Here is a 20,908-nt window from a genome sequence, read left to right as displayed (position 1 = left end):
TCACCATGTCGATTGGTAAGCTGTCCGGCGTGTCCGCCCGCCTCGAGCCGATGCTCACCAAGCGCCGCGCAGTCGACCTGTGCCGCGTCGCGGGTTCTTGCTGTTGTTGTTGCAGCTGCTGAGTAGCCGCGCCCTTCTTCGCGCCGCGCTCGGGAGCGACCCTTGCGGTCCTTCCCGTTTCAGCCAGCCCGACCCGATGACCGCAACAGGAGCACATGAATGCCAACGACAGATATGTCGAGTACACGAGCCCGGACACCCGACCAGGTGGACGTGCGGGGCCCGCGGTTCGCCGCATGGCTCACCGCCACTGCGCTGGCGGCGGCCCTTCTGCTGTGGCCCGTGAGCCCGGCGGTCTCGGCGGTCGTGCTGTGCGCCCAAGCGACGGTGTTCGCCATCGGAGCATGGCGCGGGCCGCGTTCGCATCCCTACGGCCAGATCTTCGCCCGGCTCGTCGCGCCGCGACTCGGACCCGTCGGCGAGAAGGAGCCGGTGGCGCCGCTGAGGTTCGCCCAGTTGGTCGGGCTCGCGTTCGCGGTGGCCGGCGTCGTCGGATTCGCGAGCGGCCTTCCGCTGCTCGGTCTGATCGCCACCGCTTTCGCGCTCGTGGCGGCGTTTCTCAATGCGGCCTTCGGCATCTGCCTCGGCTGCCGGATCTACCCGCTCGTCGCGCGCGTTCGAAGGAAGACAAGCGCACCGTCACCCGCATAGAACTTCAAACCTGAAGCAACCGAAAGGATTTCCTCTATGGCACGCTCCGACGTCCTGGTCACGGCTGACTGGGCCGAGAGCAATCTCAACGCACCGAACATCGTGTTCGTCGAGGTCGACGAAGACACCAGCGCCTACGACGACGGCCACATCGAGGGGGCCGTCAAGATCGACTGGAAGACCGACCTCCAAGATCCGGTACGCCGCGATTTCGTTGACCAGCAGCAGTTTTCGAAGCTGCTCAGCGAACGCGGCATCTCCAACGACGACACCGTGGTCCTGTACGGCGGCAACAACAACTGGTTCGCCGCGTACGCCTACTGGTACTTCAAGCTGTACGGGCACCAGGACGTCAAGCTGCTCGACGGCGGCCGCAAGAAGTGGGAGCTCGACGGGCGTCCACTGTCCACCGAGGTCGTCAAGCGGCCCGCCACCAGCTACACCGCCAAGGCGCCCGACAACAGCATCCGGGCCTTCCGCGACGAGGTGATCGCGGCGATCAACAACAAGAACCTCGTCGACGTGCGCTCCCCCGACGAGTTCTCCGGCAAGATCCTGGCTCCGGCGCACCTGCCCCAGGAGCAGAGCCAGCGCCCCGGGCATATCCCTGGCGCCATCAACGTTCCGTGGAGCAAGGCGGCCAACGACGACGGCACCTTCAAGTCCGATGAGGCGCTGGAGAAGTTGTACGCCGAGGCCGGGCTGGACGGCGAGAAGGAGACCATCGCGTACTGCCGCATCGGTGAGCGCTCATCGCACACCTGGTTCGTGCTGCAGGAGTTGTTGGGACACAAGAACGTCAAGAACTACGACGGCAGTTGGACGGAATACGGCTCCCTGGTGGGTGCCCCGATCGAGTTGGGAAGTTGATATGTGCTCTGCCCCTAAGCAAGGACTGACGTTGCCCGCCAGCGTCGACTTGGAAAAGGAGACGGTGATCACCGGTCGCGTCGTGGACGGATCCGGTCAGGCCGTCGGCGGCGCGTTCGTGCGCCTGCTCGACAGCTCGGACGAGTTCACCGCCGAGGTGGTCGCGTCGGCCACCGGCGACTTCCGGTTCTTCGCCGCGCCCGGCACCTGGACGCTGCGCGCACTGTCGAAGGTCGGTAACGGCGACGCCGTCGTCGCGCCGTCCGGCGCCGGTATCCACGAGGTCGACGTCAAGGTCGCCTGACGCGTTTCGGCTCGAACCTGAACTTGTGTGCGACGAACCGCGAGCATTTCGCACACAAGTTCAGTTTCGGCGCGCAAGGCCGACGCCTCATCCGGCGCCTGGGCCGACGCGCTCGGCCCCGCGCGGCCGACTAGACTCGTGCCCGTGGTGCTGTTCTTCGAACTCCTGCTCGTTGCCGCGACTCTGGTGATCACCTGGTTCGCGTTGTACACGGTGTACCGGCTGATCACCGACGAGTCGTGACGTCCGGAGACGACGCATTAGCGGCCGCGGCGGAACGCGCGAAAACGACCGCCGCTCGCAACATCCCGGTCTTCGGCGATCTCCCAGCGCCCCCCGACACCGCGAACCTCCGCGAGGGCGCGAACCTCAACGACGCCCTACTGGCGCTGCTGCCGCTCGTCGGCGTCTGGCGTGGTGAGGGTGAGGGTCGCGGCGCCGACGGCGATTACCGGTTCGGCCAGCAGATCGTGGTCGCCCATGACGGGGGCGACTACCTGATCTGGGAAGCGCGCTCGTGGCGGCTCAGCGAATCCGGCGACTACGAGGCGCACACGCTGCGCGAGTCCGGTTTCTGGCGATTCATCGCCGATCCGACAGATCCTTCCGAGTCCCAGGCCATCGAATTGCTGCTGGCCCATTCCGCGGGCTACATCGAGCTGTTCTACGGCCGCCCCCGCTCCCAGTCGTCGTGGGAACTGGCCACCGACGCGTTGGCACGCAGCAAGTCCGGCATGCTGGTCGGTGGCGCCAAACGGCTGTACGGCATCGTCGAGGGCGGAGATCTGGCCTACGTCGAGGAGCGGGTCGACGCCGACGGCGGTCTGGTCCCCCACCTGTCGGCCCGGCTGTCGAGGTTCGCCGGATGATGCGCGCGACTTTGTTCGTCGGGGGCCTCGCCGCGGCCGTAGCGCTCGCAGGTTGCGGGTCCGAACCACCGGCCGAGCCGCAGACCACCACCTCCGAGACCCCGACCCAGACCACCACGTCCTCCGAGGCGCCGGCTCAGACCACCACCTCCGAAGCCCCTGCCGGTCACGGTTCGCTGGCGGAGTGCCTGGCCGATCACGGCGTACCCGCGGCGCCCGGACCTGCGGGCCCACCGCCAGGCGTCGACGCCGACGCGTGGAACGAGGCCATGCAGGCGTGTGCCACGTTCGCACCGGGACCCGCCGGCTGAACCGCACCGATTCGGCGGCCAGATATGGGTCGGCCCCCGAGCGTGTGTTCCTGGCGGACAAGACCGAGGGGCTCGGGGGCCGGGTGACTGCGGGGAATTCGCCAGCGCGCGCAGGACGCGAAGAGCTGTGCGCTCATTCCCCTGGCGCTGCTAGCTCGCAGCCACCTCACAAGTCCATAAGTCACTCAAAATCTCGGACCACCTCCTCTCCTGTGTACGAGCGACGCTACCCGCGCACGAAAGAGGCGACAACCGGATTTCGGGCGATTCAGCGTTCAGCGATCGCGCACGATCGCGGCGTCGACGAGTTCGGCGAATTCGGCCGCCAGCGGGCTCGGCGTGAGAGGTGTCCCGTCGAGGGTGTGCACCCGCGCCGCCAGCGTGATGCTCGACACCAACCAAACGCCTTGTGCCGTAAGCAGATCCGCTGGCCGCAGCGAACGGTAGTCGCAGTCGTATCCCTTGTCGCGGGCGACCTCGAACAACGCCTGCTGCGTGGTGCCGCGGAGAATCGGGAACCACGGCGGTGGCGTGAAGAACGCGATATCGCCGGCACCGGGCTCGGATTCGGCGGCGATCACGACAGTCGATCGCGGCCCCTCGAGAATGAACCCGTCGGTGCCCACGAAGATCACGTCGCCCGCGCCGTGCCGTTCGGCATGTCGCAGCGCAGCCATGTTGACCGCATAGGACAGCGTTTTCGCACCGGCAAGCAGCCACGGCATGTCGCCCGTGCCGTCGGACGAGAGTCCGCGCGCCAGGGTCAGCGCGGCAAGGCCGTTACGACGCACCTCGGTTACCCGCGCGGGTAACGATCCGATCGTGGCGAACGCCGTCGGAGGTGAACCGCTTTCCCGCCCCCTGCTGTACACCAACCGCAGCACGCCCTCCTCGCCGGTTCGCGAGGTCCATTGCGCCACTGCTGCGGACACCGCCGACCGCCAGCGCGGCAAGTCGGGGTCGGGGAGGTCGACCATCCGCGCCGACTGCGTGAGCCGGGACAGGTGTGCTTCGAGCAGGCACGGCCGTCCGTCGCGGATCAGCAGCGTCTCGAAGACGCCGTCGCCGCGGACCGCCGCCAGGTCGTCGGCATGCAGCAGTGGCGCCGCCGGTTCGTGCAGTCTCCCGTCGAGCGTCACCACAACCCCGGGTTCGCCAGCCATGGGCCCACAGCGTAGCCCCGGCGCGCCGCGCGCCCGAACGTAGAGTTGACCTATGTCAGCTGCCGTCCCTGCTCCCGACACCGGACCCGACGCCGGCGCCGTATGGCATTACGGCGACCCGCTCGGCGAACAGCGTGCCGCGGCCGAAAGCGCCGTCGTCGTGGACCGCTCGCATCGGGCCGTACTCACGATCACGGGCGCCGACCGCAAGACGTGGCTGCACAACCTCACCACGCAGCACGTCAGCGAGTTACCCGACGGCGCCGTCACCGAGAATCTCAGCCTCGACGGGCAGGGCCGTGTCGAAGATCACTGGGTGCAAACAGAACTCGGCGACATCACCTATCTCGACACCGAACCGTCGCGACGCGAGCCGCTGCTGGGCTACCTGCGCAAGATGGTGTTCTGGTCCGACGTCGCGGTGGAAGCTGCCGATCTTGCGGTGTTGTCCCTGCTCGGGCCGCGGCTGGGTGACCGCGAGGTGCTCGATGCGCTCGGTGTCGGTTCGCTACCGGCCGAACGGACGGCTGTCGCGCTCGCCGACGGTGGCTTCCTGCGTCGTCTCGACGGTCTCGCGGACGGTGAACTCGAAGTGGACCTCGTCATCCCACGGTCCGAGGTGCAACCGCGGTGGCGGCGGCTCACCGATGCCGGGGTCCGCCCGGCCGGGATGTGGACCTACGAGGCGCACCGCGTGGCGGGCCTGCGGCCACGATTGGGAGTCGACACCGACGAGCGGACGATCCCGCACGAGGTCGGCTGGATCGGCCGCGCCGTGCATCTGGACAAGGGCTGCTACCGCGGGCAGGAGACGGTAGCGCGGGTGCACAACCTCGGGAAACCGCCCCGAATGCTGGTCCTTCTGCACCTCGACGGTTCCAGCGACCGACCGGCCACCGGTGACCAGGTGCTGGCCGGCAGCCGGGTCGTAGGCCGTCTCGGCACGGTCGTCGACCACGTCGACGAGGGGCCGGTGGCGCTGGCACTGCTCAAGCGCGGCCTGCCCGCGGACACCGAGTTGACCGTCGACGGGGTGCCCGCCGTCATCGACGCGGACTCGCTGCCCCCACCCGACGTCGCGGGTGCCGGGCGGCGAGCGGTCGAACAGCTGCGAGGCGGGGCACGACCGTGACGAGGGCCTGCCAGCGCCGCGGGGCCGGGCACGGTAAAGTGTCGGCAGGACGATAAAAGACAGATCAGATCGGAGCCGCCTACCAATTGGGCCGCTCCGTTATTGCGCGAGGGGGTCCCCCCATGGGCCGCGGCCGGGCGAAGGCAAAGCAGACCAAGGTTGCTCGTGAGCTCAAATACAGCTCACCGCAGACCGACTTAAAGCGGCTTCAGCAAGAGCTGTCGGGCGCTTCCGAAAACGACCTGAACGGCACCGACCCGGTGGCCGACGAGTGGGTCGATGAGGACGACTGGCGCCGCTGACCCTAGAAGCGCGGGTGCCGACCCACGAGTTCGGCTCGGGGGCCGTCTTTACCGCCCTTTTTGACCGTTCCCAGCGTCCAGCAGTTCAGGTGGCGCGCGGTCAGGATCGCCAGGGCACGGTCGGTGTCTTCGGGCGCGACGATCGCGACCATGCCGACGCCCATGTTGAAGGTCCGCTCCATCTCGACACGCTCGACCCGCCCGCGTTGCCCGACCATCGCGAACACGGGTGCGGGAGTCCACGTCCCGCGGTCGATTTCGGCAAGCAGGCCGTGCGGGATCACGCGTTCGAGGTTGCCGGCCAACCCGCCGCCGGTGACGTGGCAGAACGTACGAACCTGGGTCTCGGCCGCCAGCGCCAGGCAGTCCTTGGCGTAGATCCGGGTCGGCTCGAGAAGTTCCTCGCCGAGCGTGCGGCCGAACTCCTCGACATGGCCGGCCAGGTTCATCCGGTCGATCTCCAACAACACCTTGCGCGCCAGCGAATAACCATTCGAGTGCAAACCGGTCGAGGCCATCGCGATCAGCACGTCGCCGGGTTTGACCCGATCCGGGCCCAGCACGTCATCGGCTTCGGCGATGCCCACGCCGGTGGCCGAGATGTCGTAGTGGTCGGGCGCCATCAGGCCGGGATGTTCGGCCGTCTCACCGCCGAGCAGCGCACAACCGGCCTGCAGGCAGCCGTTCGCGATACCCGCCACCAGTTCGCTGATCCGCTCGGGCACCGTGCGGCCGACCGCGATGTAGTCCTGTAGGAACAGCGGTTCGGCCCCGCAGACCACCAGGTCGTCAACGACCATCGCGACCAGGTCGATGCCGACCGTGTCGTGCTTGTCCATCGCCTGGGCCACCGCGAGCTTGGTACCGACCCCATCGGTGGAGGATGCCAGCACCGGTTCCCGGTAGCCGCCGCGCAGCGCGAACAGTCCCGCGAACCCGCCGATACCGCCGCGCACCTCAGGTCTGGTCGCCTTTTCGGCGAGCGGTTTGAGGAGTTCGACGGCGCGGTCACCGGCTTCGATGTCGACCCCTGCCGAGGCGTAGGAGATGCCGGCAGGTTCGGCGCGTTCGGTCATCGCGGTAAAGGCTACCGGTGTTCGCCGCGCTGCGGTAACCGCCTTCGGCCGCTGTCACGCATGCGGTTATGTCACGGAATGCCCGGCGGTGTGCCAGTCTGACCGCTCATGACAACAGTTCGCTGGTCCGCCTCTGCCGTATGCGCGTCGACGGCGGTCGCGTTGGCGTTTTTCGGGCCGGCCGACGCGTATGCGACACCGGCGTCGGGCGTGGAAGCCAGGACGCTTTCGGAGGCGACGGTCGACGGAATCGACTACGTCACCCGCGAGATCACCGTCGCGCCCGGCGGCAGCACCGGGTGGCACTATCACGACGGACGGGTGTTTGGGGTGATCCGCGCGGGCACGCTCACCCACGACGCCGCGGCGAACTGCGCGCCCGACGGCGTCTATCCGCCGGGCGCGCCCATCACCGAGGCCAGCGGCCCAGGCAACGTGCACATCGGTCGCAACCTGGGTCCGACGCCGTTGGTGATGTGGGTGCTCTACATCAATCCGACGGGCACGCCGCTGTCGGTTGACGTACCCGATCCCGGTTGCGGGTTTGCCTGACGGCCAAACCGGCGATTCCCGCGGGGTGACTGACGACATCCGTTGCTTGGTGACGGGCGCGACCGGATACATCGGTGGCCGGTTGGTGCCCGCGTTGCTCGACCGCGGCCACGCGGTGCGTGCGCTGGCTCGCAACCCCGACAAACTCGACGGCGTGCCGTGGCGCGACCGCGTCGAGGTGGCGCGCGGCGACCTCGGTGACGCGGACTCGCTGCGAAACGGTTTCGCGGGCATCGATGTCGTCTACTACCTGGTGCACTCGATGGGCACCTCACCGAATTTCGTCGAAGAAGAGGCGCGCTCGGCCCGCAACGTCGTGGCGGCCGCCCGCGATGCCGGCGTCAAGCGACTGGTGTACCTGGGCGGACTGCACCCGACGGGGACCGACCTCTCCCCGCACCTGCAGTCCCGGACGGACGTCGGCGACATCCTGATCGAGTCGGGCATCGAAACCGTCGTCCTGCAGGCCGGCATCGTGATCGGCGCCGGTTCGGCGTCTTTCGAGATGATCCGCCACCTGACCAACCGCCTGCCGGTGATGACAACGCCGAAGTGGGTGCACAACAAGATCCAGCCCATCGCCGTCGACGACGCGTTGCACTATCTGGCGGAGGCCGCCACTGCTCCGGTGCCCTCTTCGCGCACGTGGGACATCGGCGGGCCCGACGTGTTCGAGTACGGCGAGGCGATGCAGGTGTACGCGGAGGTGTCCGGACGGCGACGCCGCGTGATGATCGTAATACCTTGGCTCACACCGACAATCGCGAGCTGGTGGATCGGTTTGGTGACCCCGCTTCCCGGCGGCCTGGCCCGACCGCTGATCGAATCGTTGGAGTGCGACGCGGTGATGGCCGACCACGACATCGACGACGTGATCGCACGCCCGGACGGCGGCCTCACCGGTTACCGCGACGCGGTGGCCGGGGCCCTGCAGCGGGGGCCGTTACCGACCGATCCGCACTGGGCGCACGTCGGGCGGTAGTTACGGGCGGCAGTCAGGGACGGCGAAGCGCCGAGACGTTGTCGTTGCCGGACTGCAGCGGGATACCGCTCTTGGCGGCGGTCGAAAGCATGTGCTCGATCACGTTCTTGCCCAACGCCGATTCGCCCGGCAGCTCGATCGGGTACTTGCCGTCGAAACACGCACTGCACAACCGCGACGCGGGCTGCTCGGTGGCCGCGATCATGCCCTGCTTGGAGATGTAGCCCAGCGTGTCGGCGCCGATGGCGTGGCGCACCGCCTCGAGCATCTCGTTCTCGTCGTCGACGGCATTGGCGATGAGCTCCGCCGGGGTGGCGAAGTCGATGCCGTAGAAGCAGGGCCACTTCACAGGCGGGGATGCGATGCGCACGTGCACCTCGACCGCTCCCGCCTCCCGCAGCATCCGGACCAGGGCACGCTGAGTGTTGCCACGCACGATCGAGTCGTCGACGACGATCAGGCGCCGACCGCGGATCACTTCTTTGAGCGGATTGAGCTTGAGCCTGATACCGAGTTGGCGGATGGTCTGCGACGGTTGAATGAACGTGCGCCCGACATAGGCGTTCTTCATCAGGCCTTGGCCGTAGGGGATTCCGGACTCCTGCGCATAACCCACCGCGGCGGGTGTGCCCGACTCGGGCACGCCGATCACGAGGTCGGCCTCGACCGGCATCTCCCTGGCCAGCCGTCGTCCGATGTCGACGCGCGTGGCGTGCACCGATCGGCCGGCCAACGTGCTGTCGGGCCGCGCGAGATAGACGTATTCGAAGACGCAGCCCTTGGGCTCCGGGCTTGCGAAGCGGGTGGAGCGCACCCCGTCCGCGTCGATCGCCAGCAGCTCGCCCGGCTCGATGTCACGGACGAAGGAGGCGCCGACGATGTCGAGCGCCGCGGTCTCCGACGCGACCACCCAGCCGCGGTCCAACCGCCCCAGCGCCAGCGGTCGGACCCCATAGGGATCGCGCGCCGCGTACAGGGTGTTCTCGTCCATCCACGTCAGGCAGAACGCGCCGCGCACGGTCGGCAGCAGTTCCAGCGCGGCCTGCTCGAGCGTCGAATCGGCCGCGCCGTGGGCGAGCAAGGCGCCGAGGATGGCGGAGTCGGTGGTCGCCGCCGGGGCGCCCCTGGTGCCGAGCAACCCGGCCTCGCGGGCACGGGCGGCCAACTCGGCCGCGTTGACGAGGTTGCCGTTGTGGCCCAGCGCGACACCGGTACCGGCCGACGTGTTGCGGAACACCGGCTGGGCGTTCTCCCACGTCGTCGAACCGGTGGTGGAGTAGCGGCAGTGCCCGATCGCGACGTGCCCTTCCATCGCGGCCAGCGTCTGCTCGTCGAACACCTGGCTCACCAGGCCCAGATCCTTGAAGACCAACACCTGTGAGCCGTCGGCGACGGCGATGCCGGCCGCCTCCTGACCACGGTGCTGCAAGGCATACAGGCCGTAGTAGGTGAGCTTGGCGACCTCTTCACCCGGCGCCCATACGCCGAATACGCCGCACTCTTCGCGGGGTTCAGGGTCGGTCTGCGGGCCGGTCACGATAGGGCTGCTCCCAGGGCGGTGTGGGTAGACCGCCTCAGTCTACGTACATCACGGGTCAATCACGGAATGCGGCGGGGGTGTCGCCGTTTCCACGCAAACGGGATTCGGCGGGGCTTCAACCCCTACCGGACCTGCGATTTCGGTGTACGTCCGGTCGGTGAACGAGCTGTGGAGTCCCCAACTCACCACACGGCCAGTGTGGTCAAGTTAACCGGCGGGGTCGACCAGCGGCAGCCATTGGGCGATCTCGCCGGCGCGTGAACCCGACATGCTCAGCGTTCCGCCCGCGGCCGCGTCGGGCACGGTGGTCAGGCCGGTGGCCAGGAGCAGCCAGGTCCGCGGATCGGTCTCGACGACGTTGGGCGGGTTGCCGCGCCGGTGAGCCGGACCCTCGATGCACTGCACCGCGACGAACGGCGGCACGCGAACCTCCACGCTGGAGCCGGGCGCCACCGCCGCGAGCATGCGCGCCGTCAATCGGACCGCCTCGCCGAGTTCGGTGCGCGACGGTTCGGCGTGAGAGTCGTCGCGCAACCAGTCGGCCACCCCCGCGACCGCGGCCCGGGTCTTCACCGGATCGGCCGTACGGGCCCTTCGGGGAGTGGCCATAACCTACTGTCTCAAAGTGTTCGTCGACCGTCACAAGCCGCCGTACAAGGTGGCCGGTGCGGTGCTGCTGATCGTCGTCACCGTCGCGGCGGGCCTGCTGTACCTCCAGTTTCGCGGCGACCTGCGCCGTCAGGCGCAGCTGACCCTGCTGGCGCCGCGCGCGGGCCTGGTGGTCGAACGGGGAGCCAAGGTGACCTACAACGGTGTCGAGATCGGTCGAGTCAGCGGGATCTCCCACGCCGACAGCGCCGTAGGGCAGCGGGCGGAGTTGTCGTTGGAGGTCGATCCGCGCTACCTGGAGCGCATTCCGGCGAACGTGACGGCCGAGATTCTGGCCACCACGGTGTTCGGCAACAAGTACGTCTCGCTCGAGTCTCCGAATCATCCTTCGGCGCAACACATCTCCGCCGGGGCGGTGATCGCGGCATCCGCGGTGACCACCGAATTCAACACCGTGTTCGAGACGGTCCTGGCGATCGCCGAGATGGTCGACCCGATCAAGTTGAACCAAACGTTGGCCGCGACGGCGGAGGCGCTCAGCGGCCTCGGAGGCAACGGTTTCGGTGAATCGCTGGTGAACGGCGACCGGATCCTCGACGACCTCAACGCACGGATTCCGGCTATCCGCACCGACATTCGCCTGTTGGCCGGTCTCGCCGATGTCTACGCCGACGCGTCGGCAGACCTGTGGGACGCACTGCGGGACGCCGCAACGTCCGCGCGCGCCGTCAACGAGCACCGCGCCGACATCGACGCCGCACTCATGGCCGCGCTCGGCTTCGCCGACGTAGCGGCCGACTCTTTCGAACGCGGCGGACCGTATCTCGTGCGGGGCGCGGTGGATCTGGTGCCGACTTCGGAGCTGTTGGACTACCACAGCCCCGCGATCTTCTGCTCAATCCGCAAGTACGCCGAAGTCCAGCCCAGGGTCGCGAGGACGTTGGGAGGCAACGGATATTCGTTGACCGGCGGTGGCGGCATCCTGGCCGGCGCTGGTAACCCGTACATCTATCCGGACAACCTGCCGCGGGTCAACGCCACAGGCGGGCCGGAAGGCCGCCCGGGCTGCTGGCAGGACGTCACCCGCGACCTGTATCCGATGCCCTACCTGGTGATGGACACCGGTGCCGGCATCGCCCCCTACAACCACGTCGAACTCGGCCAACCGATGTTCATCGAGTACGTATGGGGCCGCCAGATCGGCGAGTTGACGATCAACCCGTGAACCTCAGTCGGGGAGTCCGAACAGTTTCACCACGCCGTGGTCGCGTCCGGCGGTGTAACCGCCGTCGACCGCGATCGCCTGACCGGTGACGAACGACGCCTCCCGTGATACGAGAAACGCTGCGACCGAGGCGATCTCGTCGGGTCTGCCGCGCCTCTGCAGCGCATGTTCTTCGGTGATGGACCGCAGCGGGCCCTCCATGCCTTCCAGGCCCATCACGTTTTCCAGCATTGGAGTGTCGATGAAACCGGGGCAGATGGCGTTCGCGCGGATACCGCTGGGGCCGTAGTCGAGCGCGATGTTCTTGGTCAGGATCACGACGCCTCCCTTGGCCGCGTTGTAGCTACTGCCGCCTGCGGTACCCTCCAGCCCTTCGACGCTGGCCAGGGTGACGATCGACCCGCGCTCACCGTCCACCCGGGGTTGTTCGATCATCTTCGCCAACGCGGCCTTGGCCACCAGGAACGTCCCCGTGAGGTTGACCGCGATGACGCGGTCCCACTCGGCGCGGTCGAGCAAATGAACCGGCCCACCGCCGGCGACCCCCGCGGCGTGCACGACACCGTCGAGACGGCCGCTCACCGCGGCGAAGACCTTGGCCACCGCGGCCTCGTCGGTGATGTCGGCGCTGACGAACTCGAAACCGCCACCCGGGTTCTCACGTGGCTCGACCACATCGGCACCGATCACCCGGCCGCCGTCGGCGAGCAGGCGCCTGGCGGTGGCCAAGCCGATGCCTGACGCCGCGCCGGTCACGACGAAGGTGCGTGAACGGGGTGTGCTCATGACCGGGACTCTATGCGCCGCTGGACGGTCAGCGCCGCCAACGCCGCGGCTTCGTTGGCGGCCAGGTGGGCCAGCATCGGCGCCACGACGCTGCCCGACCGCGCGTGCAGCCACCCGAACATCCAGCCAGCGACGCCGGTGAACAGGACGGTGCCCAACACCGGGTTGCGTGTGATGCGGGCGTCCATGATGTGCCAGAGTCCGAATGCCACCGATTGCAACAGGCGCCCGCCGGCCGGCCGGAACGCGTTCTCGGCGGCGTTGCCCAGCGTCGCGCGGTAGGCCACCTCCTCGGGCCAGACGGTCCCCATGGGAATGTCCAGCGCCATCCACCGCACCGGATGATCGGGCAGTTCTCGGGCGGCCATTCCGCGTCGCACCGAGGGGATCGCAGTGGCGACGGCAACGCCCAGCGCGATCGGCGCGGCGGCGGCGAGGCCGTAACGCAGGCCGGACCACAGGGCCGGCGGGCGCAGCCCCAGCGGAGGCCGCGCGAGGGCGTAGACACCTGCGCCCAGCGCGGCGTTCCACACCGGGTGAAACCGCACCCGGGGCGCGATGAAACTCCAAACCACCAGGGCGACGGCGACGGCGACAGCCCGGAACTTCAACGCTCGCATCAGTACTCGGGTCCGCCGTTGGCCTCGGTCTTGGTGAGTGCGGTACGGATCCGTTCGGTGTCCTCGGGAGTCCATCCGTCCGGAGGCGCGACGGCGGCCCACCCGTCGAGCACGAGATCGCCGTAGTTGTGGCCGTGGCCGCCGGGCACCGAACTCGCGTTCGTCATATCGGCGGCGACCTGTCCGAAGGTGACGATCGGATACCACCGCATCGACGCGGTGCGGTCGATGCCCGGCGGTTCGCGCAACCAGTCGGGCCGGGTGAACAGCAGGTCGGGCGACCACCACACGATCGGATCGGAGGGATGCTGCAGGAACAACACGCGCGTGCCCTCCCAGGGTGTGGCGGTCACCTTGGCGATCTCCGCGGGATCGGTGGCCTGGGAGAAGCGCACGGTGCGGCCGTTGTCGTAGCGGGGTTCGACTTCGCGGGTGCGGGGATCGCGCCGCTCGGTGATCGCCTTCCACAGAGGACTGGCGTTCGGCGGGCCGACCCACAACACCGACGAGAAACCCATCCGCGAGATGTCGGGGAGCCAGTCGAACGCGCCTTGGCCGGCCATCGAACCAAGACTCTCTCCGTAGAGCACGAGTTTGGGTCGGCGGTCCTCCGGAAGTTGTTGCCACCGTCGATGAATAGCGTCGATCATCATGCGGCCGGATTCCATCGACTTCTGCTGGTCGCCGAGGAAGGAGATCCAGCTCGGCAGGAAGGAGTACTGCGAACCCACCAGGGCGGTGTCGCCGTTGTACATCATCTCCAGCGATCGGGCCGCCACGGGATTGATCCAGCCGGTGCCGGTGGTGGGGATGATCACGAGCAGCTCGCGGTCGAACGCGCCGGTGCGCTCGAGTTCGCTGAGCAACACCGCCATCCGCTGCTCGTCGGTGTCGGCGGTCTGCAGGCCGACATACACGCGGATGGGTTCCTCGGCGGGGGCGCCGTTGAGTTCGGTGAGCTCATCGGCGTGCGGTCCGGTCGCCACGAAGTTACGACCCTGATAGCCCAGGGTGTCCCAGGCGACGAATGACTCTGGGCTGCCCGACTTTTCAGACTCGAGCGGCTGGACAACGCCCGCCCTGGTCGTGGTGTTCTGCGGCTGGAACACGCGGTTGGCGCCGGCCAGGAAACCGCGGACCAGGACGCCGTTGATGAGCGTGATGGCCAGCACCACGACGATCGCGGTGCCGATGAACAGTGCCACCTCGTCGTGCAGATGCCACCGGCGGATGAAAAACCGGGCCATCGTCTTGATGATGTCGAGCAGCACGCGGGCGGTGGCCACACAAACCGCGCCGACGAACAACGCGAGCACCAGCGTACGCAGATATCCGAACGTGGCGGGGCCTTCCATGCCCATCACCGCCGACACCTCCCGCTGCCATGCGGCGGCAGGAATCACCATGAGCACGCTGGCCGCGATCGCCAGCACCACGGTCAAACTCTTGGCGGCCCACAGCACCCACCTCGCAGGTGGCCACCAGCTGACACGCCGTAAGACGAAGCGGCGCACCATCTTTGCGAGAAAGACGCCGATACCGTAGCCGATGGCGGCGTTGATACCGCCGATCAACCCGGCGAACAACCAGTCCCGGGGTAGCAGCGAGGGAGTCAGCGACAGGCAGAAGAACAGCGCGCCGAACGCGATTCCGACGAAATCGAGGCGGAGCAGGCGCCACGCCCAGACGTATATGGGGTGTTGTCGTCGGGTGCGCTCACTCACCCGAACAACCTGGGCAGCACGCTCTCCGACGTGTTGCGCAGGTCCTCCAAAGTGACGGTGAACAGGCCTTGGATTTCGATCGCGGCCTCTTCGTCCTGGCCGGCCCGGTCCACCACGCCGATGCGGGTGGCGGGCAGTCCGCGAGCCTCGCACATCGAGCGAAAGCGGCTCTCCTCCGTGCGCGGCACCGCGACGAGAACCCGTCCCGCCGATTCGGAGAACAAGAACGTGAAGGGACCCGTGCCGTCCTGCCAATCCTCGGGAATCACGATGCGGCAGCCGGATTCGCCACGCAGCGCGGCCTCGACCACCGCCTGGATCAAGCCGCCCTCGGACAGGTCGTGCGCCGCGGAGACCAGGCCGTCGCGCGAGGCGGCCGTGAGCACCTCGGCGAGCAATTTCTCGCGCGCAAGGTCCACCCGCGGCGGCAGCCCACCCAGGTGATCCGCGGTGACCTGAGCCCAGATCGATCCGTCGAACTCGTCGCGGGTCTCCCCCAGCAGCATCAACGTCTCGCCGGGCTCGTCACCGAACCCGGTCGGAATGCGTCGGCGGACATCGTCGATCACACCGAGCACACCGACCACCGGTGTGGGCAGGATCGCGGTGGTCCCGGTCTGGTTGTAGAAGCTGACGTTGCCGCCGGTGACCGGAATGCCCAGCGCCGCAGCGCCTTCGGCCAGACCGCGCACGGCCTGGCTGAACTGCCACATGACACCGGGATCCTCCGGTGAGCCGAAGTTCAGGCAGTTGGTCACCGCGACCGGTGTCGCGCCGGTGACCGCGACGTTGCGGTAGGCCTCGGCCAGCGCCAACTGCGCCCCGGTGTACGGGTCGAGCGCGGTGTAGCGGCCCGACGCGTCGGTCGAGATCGCGATGCCGCGGCCGGTGGCCTCATCCACGCGCAACAAGCCGCCGTCGGCGTCTTCGGCCAGCACGGTGTTGCCGCGCACATATCGGTCGTACTGCTCGGTGATGAACGCGCGGCTGCACAGGTGCGGACTGCCAAGCAGCGCAAGCAGAGTCGCCTTGAGCTCGTCGCCCGTCGACGGCCGCGGCAGCTTGGCGGTGGTGTCGGCGTTGAGCGCATCCTGCGTGTCGGGCCGCTGCACCGGTCGCTTGTAGACCGGGCCCTCATGGGCAACGGTGCGCGGGGGCACGTCGACGACGGTTTCACCGTGCCAGGTGATCTGGAGGCGGTCGCCGTCGGTGACCTCGCCGATGACCGTGGCCAGCACCTCCCACTTGCGGCACACCGCCATGAACTTGTCGACGTTCTCGGGCGTGACGACGGCGCACATGCGTTCCTGTGACTCGCTCGACAGGATCTCGGCGGGCGTCATGTTCGCCGCCCGTAACGGCACCGCATCCAGCTCGATGCGCATGCCGCCGTCACCGGCCGACGCGAGTTCAGATGTGGCGCAGGACAATCCGGCTCCGCCGAGGTCCTGGATGCCGACCACCAGATCGTTGGCGTACAGCTCCAGGCAGCACTCGATGAGCACCTTCTCCATGAACGGGTCGCCCACCTGAACTGAGGGCAGCTTCTTGCGGCCCGAGCCGGATTCGTCGCCGGAGAAGGTGTCACTGGCCAGCACGCTGACCCCGCCGATGCCGTCGAGGCCGGTACGGGCGCCGAACAGGATGATCTTGTTGCCGGTGCCCGACGCGAACGCCAGGTGCAGGTCCTCCTTGCGCAGAACGCCCACACACAACGCGTTCACCAACGGGTTACCGCCGTAGGACGCGTCGAACACAGTCTCGCCACCGATGTTGGGTAGTCCCAACGAATTGCCGTAGCCGCCGATACCGCGTACCACCCCGTCGACGATGCGACGGGTGTCGGGTGCGTCGGCCGCACCGAACCGCAACTGGTCCATCACCGCGACTGGACGCGCGCCCATGGCCATGATGTCGCGGACGATGCCGCCGACACCGGTGGCCGCGCCCTGGTAGGGCTCGATGTAGGACGGGTGGTTGTGCGACTCGACCTTGAAGGTGGCGGCCCAGCCGTCACCGATGTCGACGACGCCGGCGTTCTCACCGATGCCGGCCAGCATCGTCTTGCGCATTTCGTCGGTGGTGGTCTCGCCGAAGTAGCGCAGGTGCACCTTCGACGACTTGTACGAACAGTGCTCGCTCCACATGACCGAGTACATCGCCAGTTCGGCGTCGGTCGGCCTGCGGCCCAGGATGTCGCGGATCCGCTGATACTCGTCGTCCTTGAGGCCGAGTTCGCGGAACGGCTGGGGATGATCGGGAGTGGCGGCGGCTCTGTCGACGGTGTCGATGGTGTGGGTTAGCTCCGGCGTCACGAAGCCATTCTAAGGGTGGTCGGCCGAACCGACGCAGAACGCGTTGCCGTCCGGGTCGGCCAGCACCACCCACCCGAAGTCACCAATGCTGTGGCGACCCGTTTCGGTGGCGCCCAGTTGGACCAGCCGATCGACCTCCGCCTCGATGTCATCGGCGCCGAGGTCGAGATGGAGGCGATTTTTGCCCGGCGTGGGATCGTCGACCTTCTGGAAGCCCAGGCCGGCGCCGGTGCCTGGTTGCGAGACCGTCACGAAAAAGCCTGGCGCCAAAGGGTTTACCTGGCCGCCCAGGGCGCGGGCCCACCATTCGGCGAGCCGGTCGGGATCGGTGCTGTCGAAGGAGACGTTCACCATGGAGAGAGTCATGGCGCCGACCATAGATCACCGCGGTGACAGAAACGCCGTCAACGCCGCGGCATAGGCGGTGACGTCACCGGCCCCCATCACCTCCCGAGCGGAATGCATGGCCAGCTGCGGAGCGCCGACGTCGACGGTCGGGATGCCGGTGCGCGCCGCGGTCATCGGCCCGACCGTGGACCCGCACGGCAGGTCGGCTCGGTGTTCGTAGCGCTGCAGGGGCACTCCGGCCTGGGCGCATGCCAGCGCGAACGCGGCGGCGGTGCGTCCGTCGGTCGCGTACCGCAGGTTGGGCTGCACCTTGAGCACCGGTCCCGCATTGACCTCGATCAGGTGTCCGGGTTCATGGCGCTCCGGGTAGTTCGGGTGTGTGGCGTGCGCCATGTCGCCGGACGCCACCATCGAGCCGGGGAGGCGCCGCAGGAAGTCCTCGCGCCCGCCGCCCTCGCTGAGCGTGATGCGCTCGAGCACCGTCAACAGCAGGTCGGACTGGGCGCCGTGGTCGGACTGCGATCCGACCTCCTCGTGGTCGAAGAGCACCAGCACCGGCGAATATCGGCTCGGTTCGGCCGCCAGGAACGCTTCCAGCCCGGCATAGCAGGTCGCCTGGTTGTCCAGCCGCGGTGCGCTCACCAAGTCGCGGTCGGCGCCGACGAGCCGCGACGGGGTGAGGTCGTGGGTCATCAGGTCGGCGCCCAGCACATCGTCGGCGGCCACATCGGCTTCCTCGGCCACGTGGTCGAGGAACGACCGGGGCCCCCCACCCACGCCCCATACCGCGTTGACGTGACGCTGCGGGTTCAGCTCGACGGCCTTGCGGTCCTCGGCGAGGTGGATGGCCAGCTGCGGCACCCGCAGGATCGGCTCGTCGATCCGGATCAGCCGGTGCTCCAGTCCGCTGCCGCTGCGCACCGAGAGCCGGCCGCTGATCCCGAGATCGCGGTCGAGCCACGAGTTCAGCCACGCGCCGCCGTAAGGCTGCAGCGCGACCACGCGCCAACCCGAGACGAACCGGTCGGGGTGCTGTTTGACGCGCAGGTTCGGGCTGTCGGTGTGGGCGCCGACGATCCGAAACGAGGAGTCGCGGCTACCCTCGTCGGCCCGCCAGGCGACCAGCGATCCGGCTCGCAGGACGAAGAACTCACCGCGGCCGGGCCACGGGTCGGCTTCGGACAGTTCCCGGAAACCCGCCTCGCGCAGGCGCGCCGCCGCCGTCTCGCAGACGTGATACGGCGACGGCGACGCGTCGATGAATTCGCACAGGCTCTGGGGGCTGGCTGCCATTCGTCCATCATTACGGGTGAATCAAGATCGTTGACACCAGGGCCCGGCTTTCTTTGTTTCCGCGAGCGCGTGGTTCCCCTCGCTGCGCGGTGGGCCCAGCTCACGACGCGCCGCGAGACACTGCCTCGAGCCGGCGGATCGCGCGCCCGTCAGCGAGTTCCTCACGGTCGTCGGGATGTTGCCAGTAGAAGCGCATCAATTCGCGTAGGGCATGACCATCAGGTGTGTACCAGTGGGTCGGCAGTTCTCGGGGACGTCCGTCGGAATCGATGATGTATGTGGCTCCGTTGGCATGGCGCGCATTGGGCTTTCGGTCCGCGACGTCCGTGACGTCGTCCCAGGGGCTTTCTTCAGACGTCATCGTGGTTCCCGTCTCGATGCCGTGCACAGTCATTCGGAGATAACTCGTCCCACGGCGACGGACGATCTGCCGCAAGCTGAATACGCTGACGAAAGCACCGCTCGCGCAGGCGATTACGAGGTAGCGTTCGTATCCGCGCGGTGGACGGATGTTGAGCATCTCGAGCGGCGCGAAGATGGCGTAGACGACCATCGCGACGAACGCGGCGAAGCTGGCGACCATGAGAAGACGGTCGACCCTCCGGTCGGGCCGAAACGTCGTCCCAGAGTCGTCGCGGCTGACCCGCGGTATTACTTCACGATTCGCGACCAGGGCCAACATCGCGATGTACCCGAGGAGAAAGACGGCAGTTCCCAGGGAAACGATCGCCGACAGGTACTGGGCGCGAACCGTGAAGATGACTGTCCAAATCAAGCAGAACAGCCCGAACGGCACGCAGAAGACGCCCATGAACACGGCGGCTGTCGACGATTTCACGGCGGACACACTATATTGCCGACCAATTCCCCGACGTATCCCCAAATGAAGCCGGCCGGGGTGCTGATGCCCATCGCGGCGGCCGGCCCCACCCCGGGAATCGCTCCCACGCCAACCGAAGTCGCCAGCCCGCCGACCAGTCCGACGCCACCGGACCACGCAGCGACACAGCGGTCATGCAGCGTCTCTGCCGACACCATGTTGTAGATCATCGATGCGACGCCGACGGCTGGCCCGCCGAACTTCCCACCCGCCCTGAGCCCGTCAAGCACATCGGCACTCAATACCGGAATCCCCTTTGCGGGTAGCTTTTCCAGTCCGGACAGCATGCCGCCGGCCAAGGTGGGGACCGGATCGTTGAAGAAGGAATCCGGCAATATCCCGGTCCGACCATCGGGTGTCGTGCAGCTGCCGGTGAGAACTCCCTCGGCGGTCTCCGAGATGGCCACGTGCGTTCCGTTCGCGTACCACACCTCGGTGAGCTTGCCTCCCTCTTCTCGCGGGATGGTCGAGGTGAGCGACACCGCCTTGCCGTTCTTGTCGGTGTGGGAAACGGTGACGGTGCCCACCGGGTAAAGCTGCTCGCTGGGCGAACCTTGGCCGACATATTCGGTTGCGACTTGTTCGCTGCCGTCGAGCATTGTGTATGTGGTGAGCCGGTTTCCGTGGTCGTCGACCGTCTCGGTGACCTCACGGACGGTCGTCGCCAAGTCCTGCGCTCGGGCGATCTCCTGAAACTGCTTGCCCTCCTCGGTCGAGGGGGAGAAGACATCGTCGCCCGGAAGCGCCGGAATCGGGCCCGGCGGTCCGTATTCGAGATTCTCGAAGACTTCGCCCTCGATCCTCGCCAACAGCAGTTGCCGCGCGGTCCTGTCGTCGGCCTCACCGACCGCGAGCAGCAGATCGTTGATAGTGGCTTGCGCCGTCTGCGCCTGCTTCTGAAGTTCGGCCGATTGCTGCGCGGACATCGCGGCGGGGTCGATCATCACGACCCACTGGTCGGTGACGTGGAGCGGCCCGCTGTCGATCTCGTCGGCCGTGCCCAGGAGGGCCGTCCTGGCTTGCCCGATCGCCGCGCTACCCCCTTCCAGCGCGTCGGCGAACGCTTCGGCGTAGTTCTTGACCACGGACGCCCGCGCGGTGGCCCGGCCGAACATGTCCGCGGCGGCGTCGTGTGCCTCGCCGGCCCATCCTCGCGCCTCGGGCATCCTGTCGATGCGATCGTCGAGGCCGAGAACCGCTTCGTAGATCGATTTGCCGGCGTCCCTGATCGCCGACGCGGACGAGAACAGCGACTCCGGGGCCCAGCCCTGCAACCTGGAACGTGACGGAAGCATG

General features: G+C 67.8%; 23 protein-coding genes. 11 read left to right on the top strand and 12 right to left on the bottom strand.

The window, feature by feature from the left end; translation table 11 throughout:
• Positions 1-5: 5 nt before the first annotated feature.
• The 6 genes from AU193_RS23885 to AU193_RS21090 all read left to right on the top strand — a co-directional run bounded on the left by AU193_RS23885 (position 6) and on the right by AU193_RS21090 (position 3,065).
• Complete coding sequence (locus AU193_RS23885; RefSeq protein ID WP_353612086.1) at positions 6-122, top strand: Ms5788A family Cys-rich leader peptide; 117 nt, start codon at positions 6-8, stop codon at positions 120-122.
• A gap of 97 nt (positions 123-219) precedes the next feature.
• Positions 220-711, top strand: coding sequence for a DUF4395 domain-containing protein (locus tag AU193_RS21110; RefSeq protein WP_064424338.1), 492 nt, complete (start codon positions 220-222; stop codon positions 709-711).
• 36 nt (positions 712-747) lie between these two features.
• Complete coding sequence (locus AU193_RS21105) at positions 748-1,581, top strand: sulfurtransferase (protein WP_064424337.1); 834 nt, start codon at positions 748-750, stop codon at positions 1,579-1,581.
• Position 1,582: 1 nt separating this feature from the next.
• Positions 1,583-1,885: a DUF1416 domain-containing protein gene (locus tag AU193_RS21100; RefSeq protein WP_059098314.1), complete on the top strand. Its 303-nt coding sequence runs from the start codon at positions 1,583-1,585 to the stop codon at positions 1,883-1,885.
• A 239-nt stretch (positions 1,886-2,124) separates the two neighbouring features.
• A complete protein-coding gene (locus AU193_RS21095; protein ID WP_064424336.1) occupies positions 2,125-2,754 on the top strand; it encodes an FABP family protein in 630 nt (209 codons plus the stop codon).
• Positions 2,754-3,065 (top strand): hypothetical protein, encoded by a 312-nt coding sequence (locus tag AU193_RS21090; protein ID WP_064424428.1) that lies wholly within the window; start codon positions 2,754-2,756, stop codon positions 3,063-3,065. Before AU193_RS21095 ends, AU193_RS21090 begins: the two co-directional genes overlap by 1 nt.
• A 275-nt stretch (positions 3,066-3,340) precedes the next feature.
• On the opposite strand, the gene AU193_RS21085 is transcribed toward AU193_RS21090, so the two are convergent.
• A complete protein-coding gene (locus AU193_RS21085; protein ID WP_064424335.1) occupies positions 3,341-4,228 on the bottom strand; it encodes an aminodeoxychorismate lyase in 888 nt (295 codons plus the stop codon).
• Between the two features lie 52 nt (positions 4,229-4,280).
• Here AU193_RS21085 and AU193_RS21080 point away from each other — a divergent pair, with 52 nt between their 5' ends.
• Together AU193_RS21080 and AU193_RS21075 are read left to right on the top strand one after the other, a co-directional pair.
• Positions 4,281-5,360 carry a folate-binding protein YgfZ gene (locus AU193_RS21080; RefSeq protein ID WP_064424334.1) on the top strand — a complete coding sequence of 360 codons (1,080 nt, stop codon included), beginning with the start codon at positions 4,281-4,283 and terminating at the stop codon, positions 5,358-5,360.
• Positions 5,361-5,482: 122 nt separating this feature from the next.
• Positions 5,483-5,662 carry a DUF3073 domain-containing protein gene (locus tag AU193_RS21075; RefSeq protein ID WP_064395225.1) on the top strand — a complete coding sequence of 60 codons (180 nt, stop codon included), beginning with the start codon at positions 5,483-5,485 and terminating at the stop codon, positions 5,660-5,662.
• A gap of 2 nt (positions 5,663-5,664) precedes the next feature.
• Here the strand turns inward: AU193_RS21075 and purM are convergent, their stop codons facing one another.
• Positions 5,665-6,738 (bottom strand): phosphoribosylformylglycinamidine cyclo-ligase, encoded by a 1,074-nt coding sequence (gene purM, locus AU193_RS21070; RefSeq protein WP_064424333.1) that lies wholly within the window; start codon positions 6,736-6,738, stop codon positions 5,665-5,667.
• A gap of 108 nt (positions 6,739-6,846) precedes the next feature.
• On the opposite strand from purM, the gene AU193_RS21065 reads away from it, so the two are divergent.
• Both AU193_RS21065 and AU193_RS21060 read left to right on the top strand, forming a co-directional pair.
• Positions 6,847-7,290: a hypothetical protein gene (locus AU193_RS21065; RefSeq protein ID WP_064424332.1), complete on the top strand. Its 444-nt coding sequence runs from the start codon at positions 6,847-6,849 to the stop codon at positions 7,288-7,290.
• A 25-nt stretch (positions 7,291-7,315) separates the two neighbouring features.
• Positions 7,316-8,272 carry an NAD(P)H-binding protein gene (locus AU193_RS21060; protein ID WP_064424331.1) on the top strand — a complete coding sequence of 319 codons (957 nt, stop codon included), beginning with the start codon at positions 7,316-7,318 and terminating at the stop codon, positions 8,270-8,272.
• 13 nt (positions 8,273-8,285) lie between these two features.
• Here AU193_RS21060 and purF read toward each other — a convergent pair whose 3' ends face one another.
• Complete coding sequence (gene purF, locus AU193_RS21055; protein WP_064424330.1) at positions 8,286-9,809, bottom strand: amidophosphoribosyltransferase; 1,524 nt, start codon at positions 9,807-9,809, stop codon at positions 8,286-8,288.
• Between the two features lie 210 nt (positions 9,810-10,019).
• On the bottom strand, positions 10,020-10,421 hold the full coding sequence (locus tag AU193_RS21050; RefSeq protein WP_064424329.1) for a sterol carrier family protein: 402 nt from the start codon (positions 10,419-10,421) through the stop codon (positions 10,020-10,022).
• A gap of 16 nt (positions 10,422-10,437) precedes the next feature.
• Between AU193_RS21050 and AU193_RS21045 the strand changes: the two genes are divergently transcribed.
• The gene (locus AU193_RS21045) at positions 10,438-11,646 is read left to right on the top strand and encodes an MCE family protein (RefSeq protein ID WP_064424427.1); all 1,209 of its coding nucleotides are present in this window, start codon (positions 10,438-10,440) and stop codon (positions 11,644-11,646) included.
• Between the two features lie 3 nt (positions 11,647-11,649).
• On the opposite strand, the gene AU193_RS21040 is transcribed toward AU193_RS21045, so the two are convergent.
• The 8 genes from AU193_RS21040 to AU193_RS21005 all read right to left on the bottom strand — a co-directional run bounded on the left by AU193_RS21040 (position 11,650) and on the right by AU193_RS21005 (position 20,907).
• Positions 11,650-12,432 carry an SDR family NAD(P)-dependent oxidoreductase gene (locus AU193_RS21040; RefSeq protein WP_064424328.1) on the bottom strand — a complete coding sequence of 261 codons (783 nt, stop codon included), beginning with the start codon at positions 12,430-12,432 and terminating at the stop codon, positions 11,650-11,652.
• Entirely contained in the window at positions 12,429-13,052 is a 624-nt protein-coding gene (locus AU193_RS21035; protein WP_064424327.1) for a CPBP family intramembrane glutamic endopeptidase, read from the bottom strand. Before AU193_RS21035 ends, AU193_RS21040 begins: the two co-directional genes overlap by 4 nt.
• On the bottom strand, positions 13,052-14,776 hold the full coding sequence (locus tag AU193_RS21030; protein ID WP_156425318.1) for an alpha/beta-hydrolase family protein: 1,725 nt from the start codon (positions 14,774-14,776) through the stop codon (positions 13,052-13,054). Before AU193_RS21030 ends, AU193_RS21035 begins: the two co-directional genes overlap by 1 nt.
• Positions 14,773-17,091: a phosphoribosylformylglycinamidine synthase subunit PurL gene (gene purL, locus AU193_RS21025; protein WP_064424326.1), complete on the bottom strand. Its 2,319-nt coding sequence runs from the start codon at positions 17,089-17,091 to the stop codon at positions 14,773-14,775. The genes AU193_RS21030 and purL overlap by 4 nt, the downstream gene beginning before the upstream one ends.
• A 9-nt stretch (positions 17,092-17,100) precedes the next feature.
• Positions 17,101-17,457 (bottom strand): VOC family protein, encoded by a 357-nt coding sequence (locus AU193_RS21020; protein ID WP_064424425.1) that lies wholly within the window; start codon positions 17,455-17,457, stop codon positions 17,101-17,103.
• Between the two features lie 15 nt (positions 17,458-17,472).
• Positions 17,473-18,732, bottom strand: a complete 1,260-nt coding sequence (locus tag AU193_RS21015; protein ID WP_064424325.1) for a M18 family aminopeptidase — start codon at positions 18,730-18,732, stop codon at positions 17,473-17,475.
• Positions 18,733-18,832: 100 nt separating this feature from the next.
• A complete protein-coding gene (locus AU193_RS21010) occupies positions 18,833-19,570 on the bottom strand; it encodes a hypothetical protein (RefSeq protein WP_156425317.1) in 738 nt (245 codons plus the stop codon).
• Complete coding sequence (locus tag AU193_RS21005; protein ID WP_064424323.1) at positions 19,567-20,907, bottom strand: hypothetical protein; 1,341 nt, start codon at positions 20,905-20,907, stop codon at positions 19,567-19,569. Before AU193_RS21005 ends, AU193_RS21010 begins: the two co-directional genes overlap by 4 nt.
• Position 20,908 lies beyond the last annotated feature (1 nt).

It is taken from the genome of Mycobacterium sp. GA-1285 (genome assembly GCF_001499905.1).
Lineage (GTDB): Bacteria > Actinomycetota > Actinomycetes > Mycobacteriales > Mycobacteriaceae > Mycobacterium.
The sequence above is the reverse complement of the archived record's forward strand: the minus strand, read 5'-3'. Positions and strand labels throughout refer to the sequence as shown.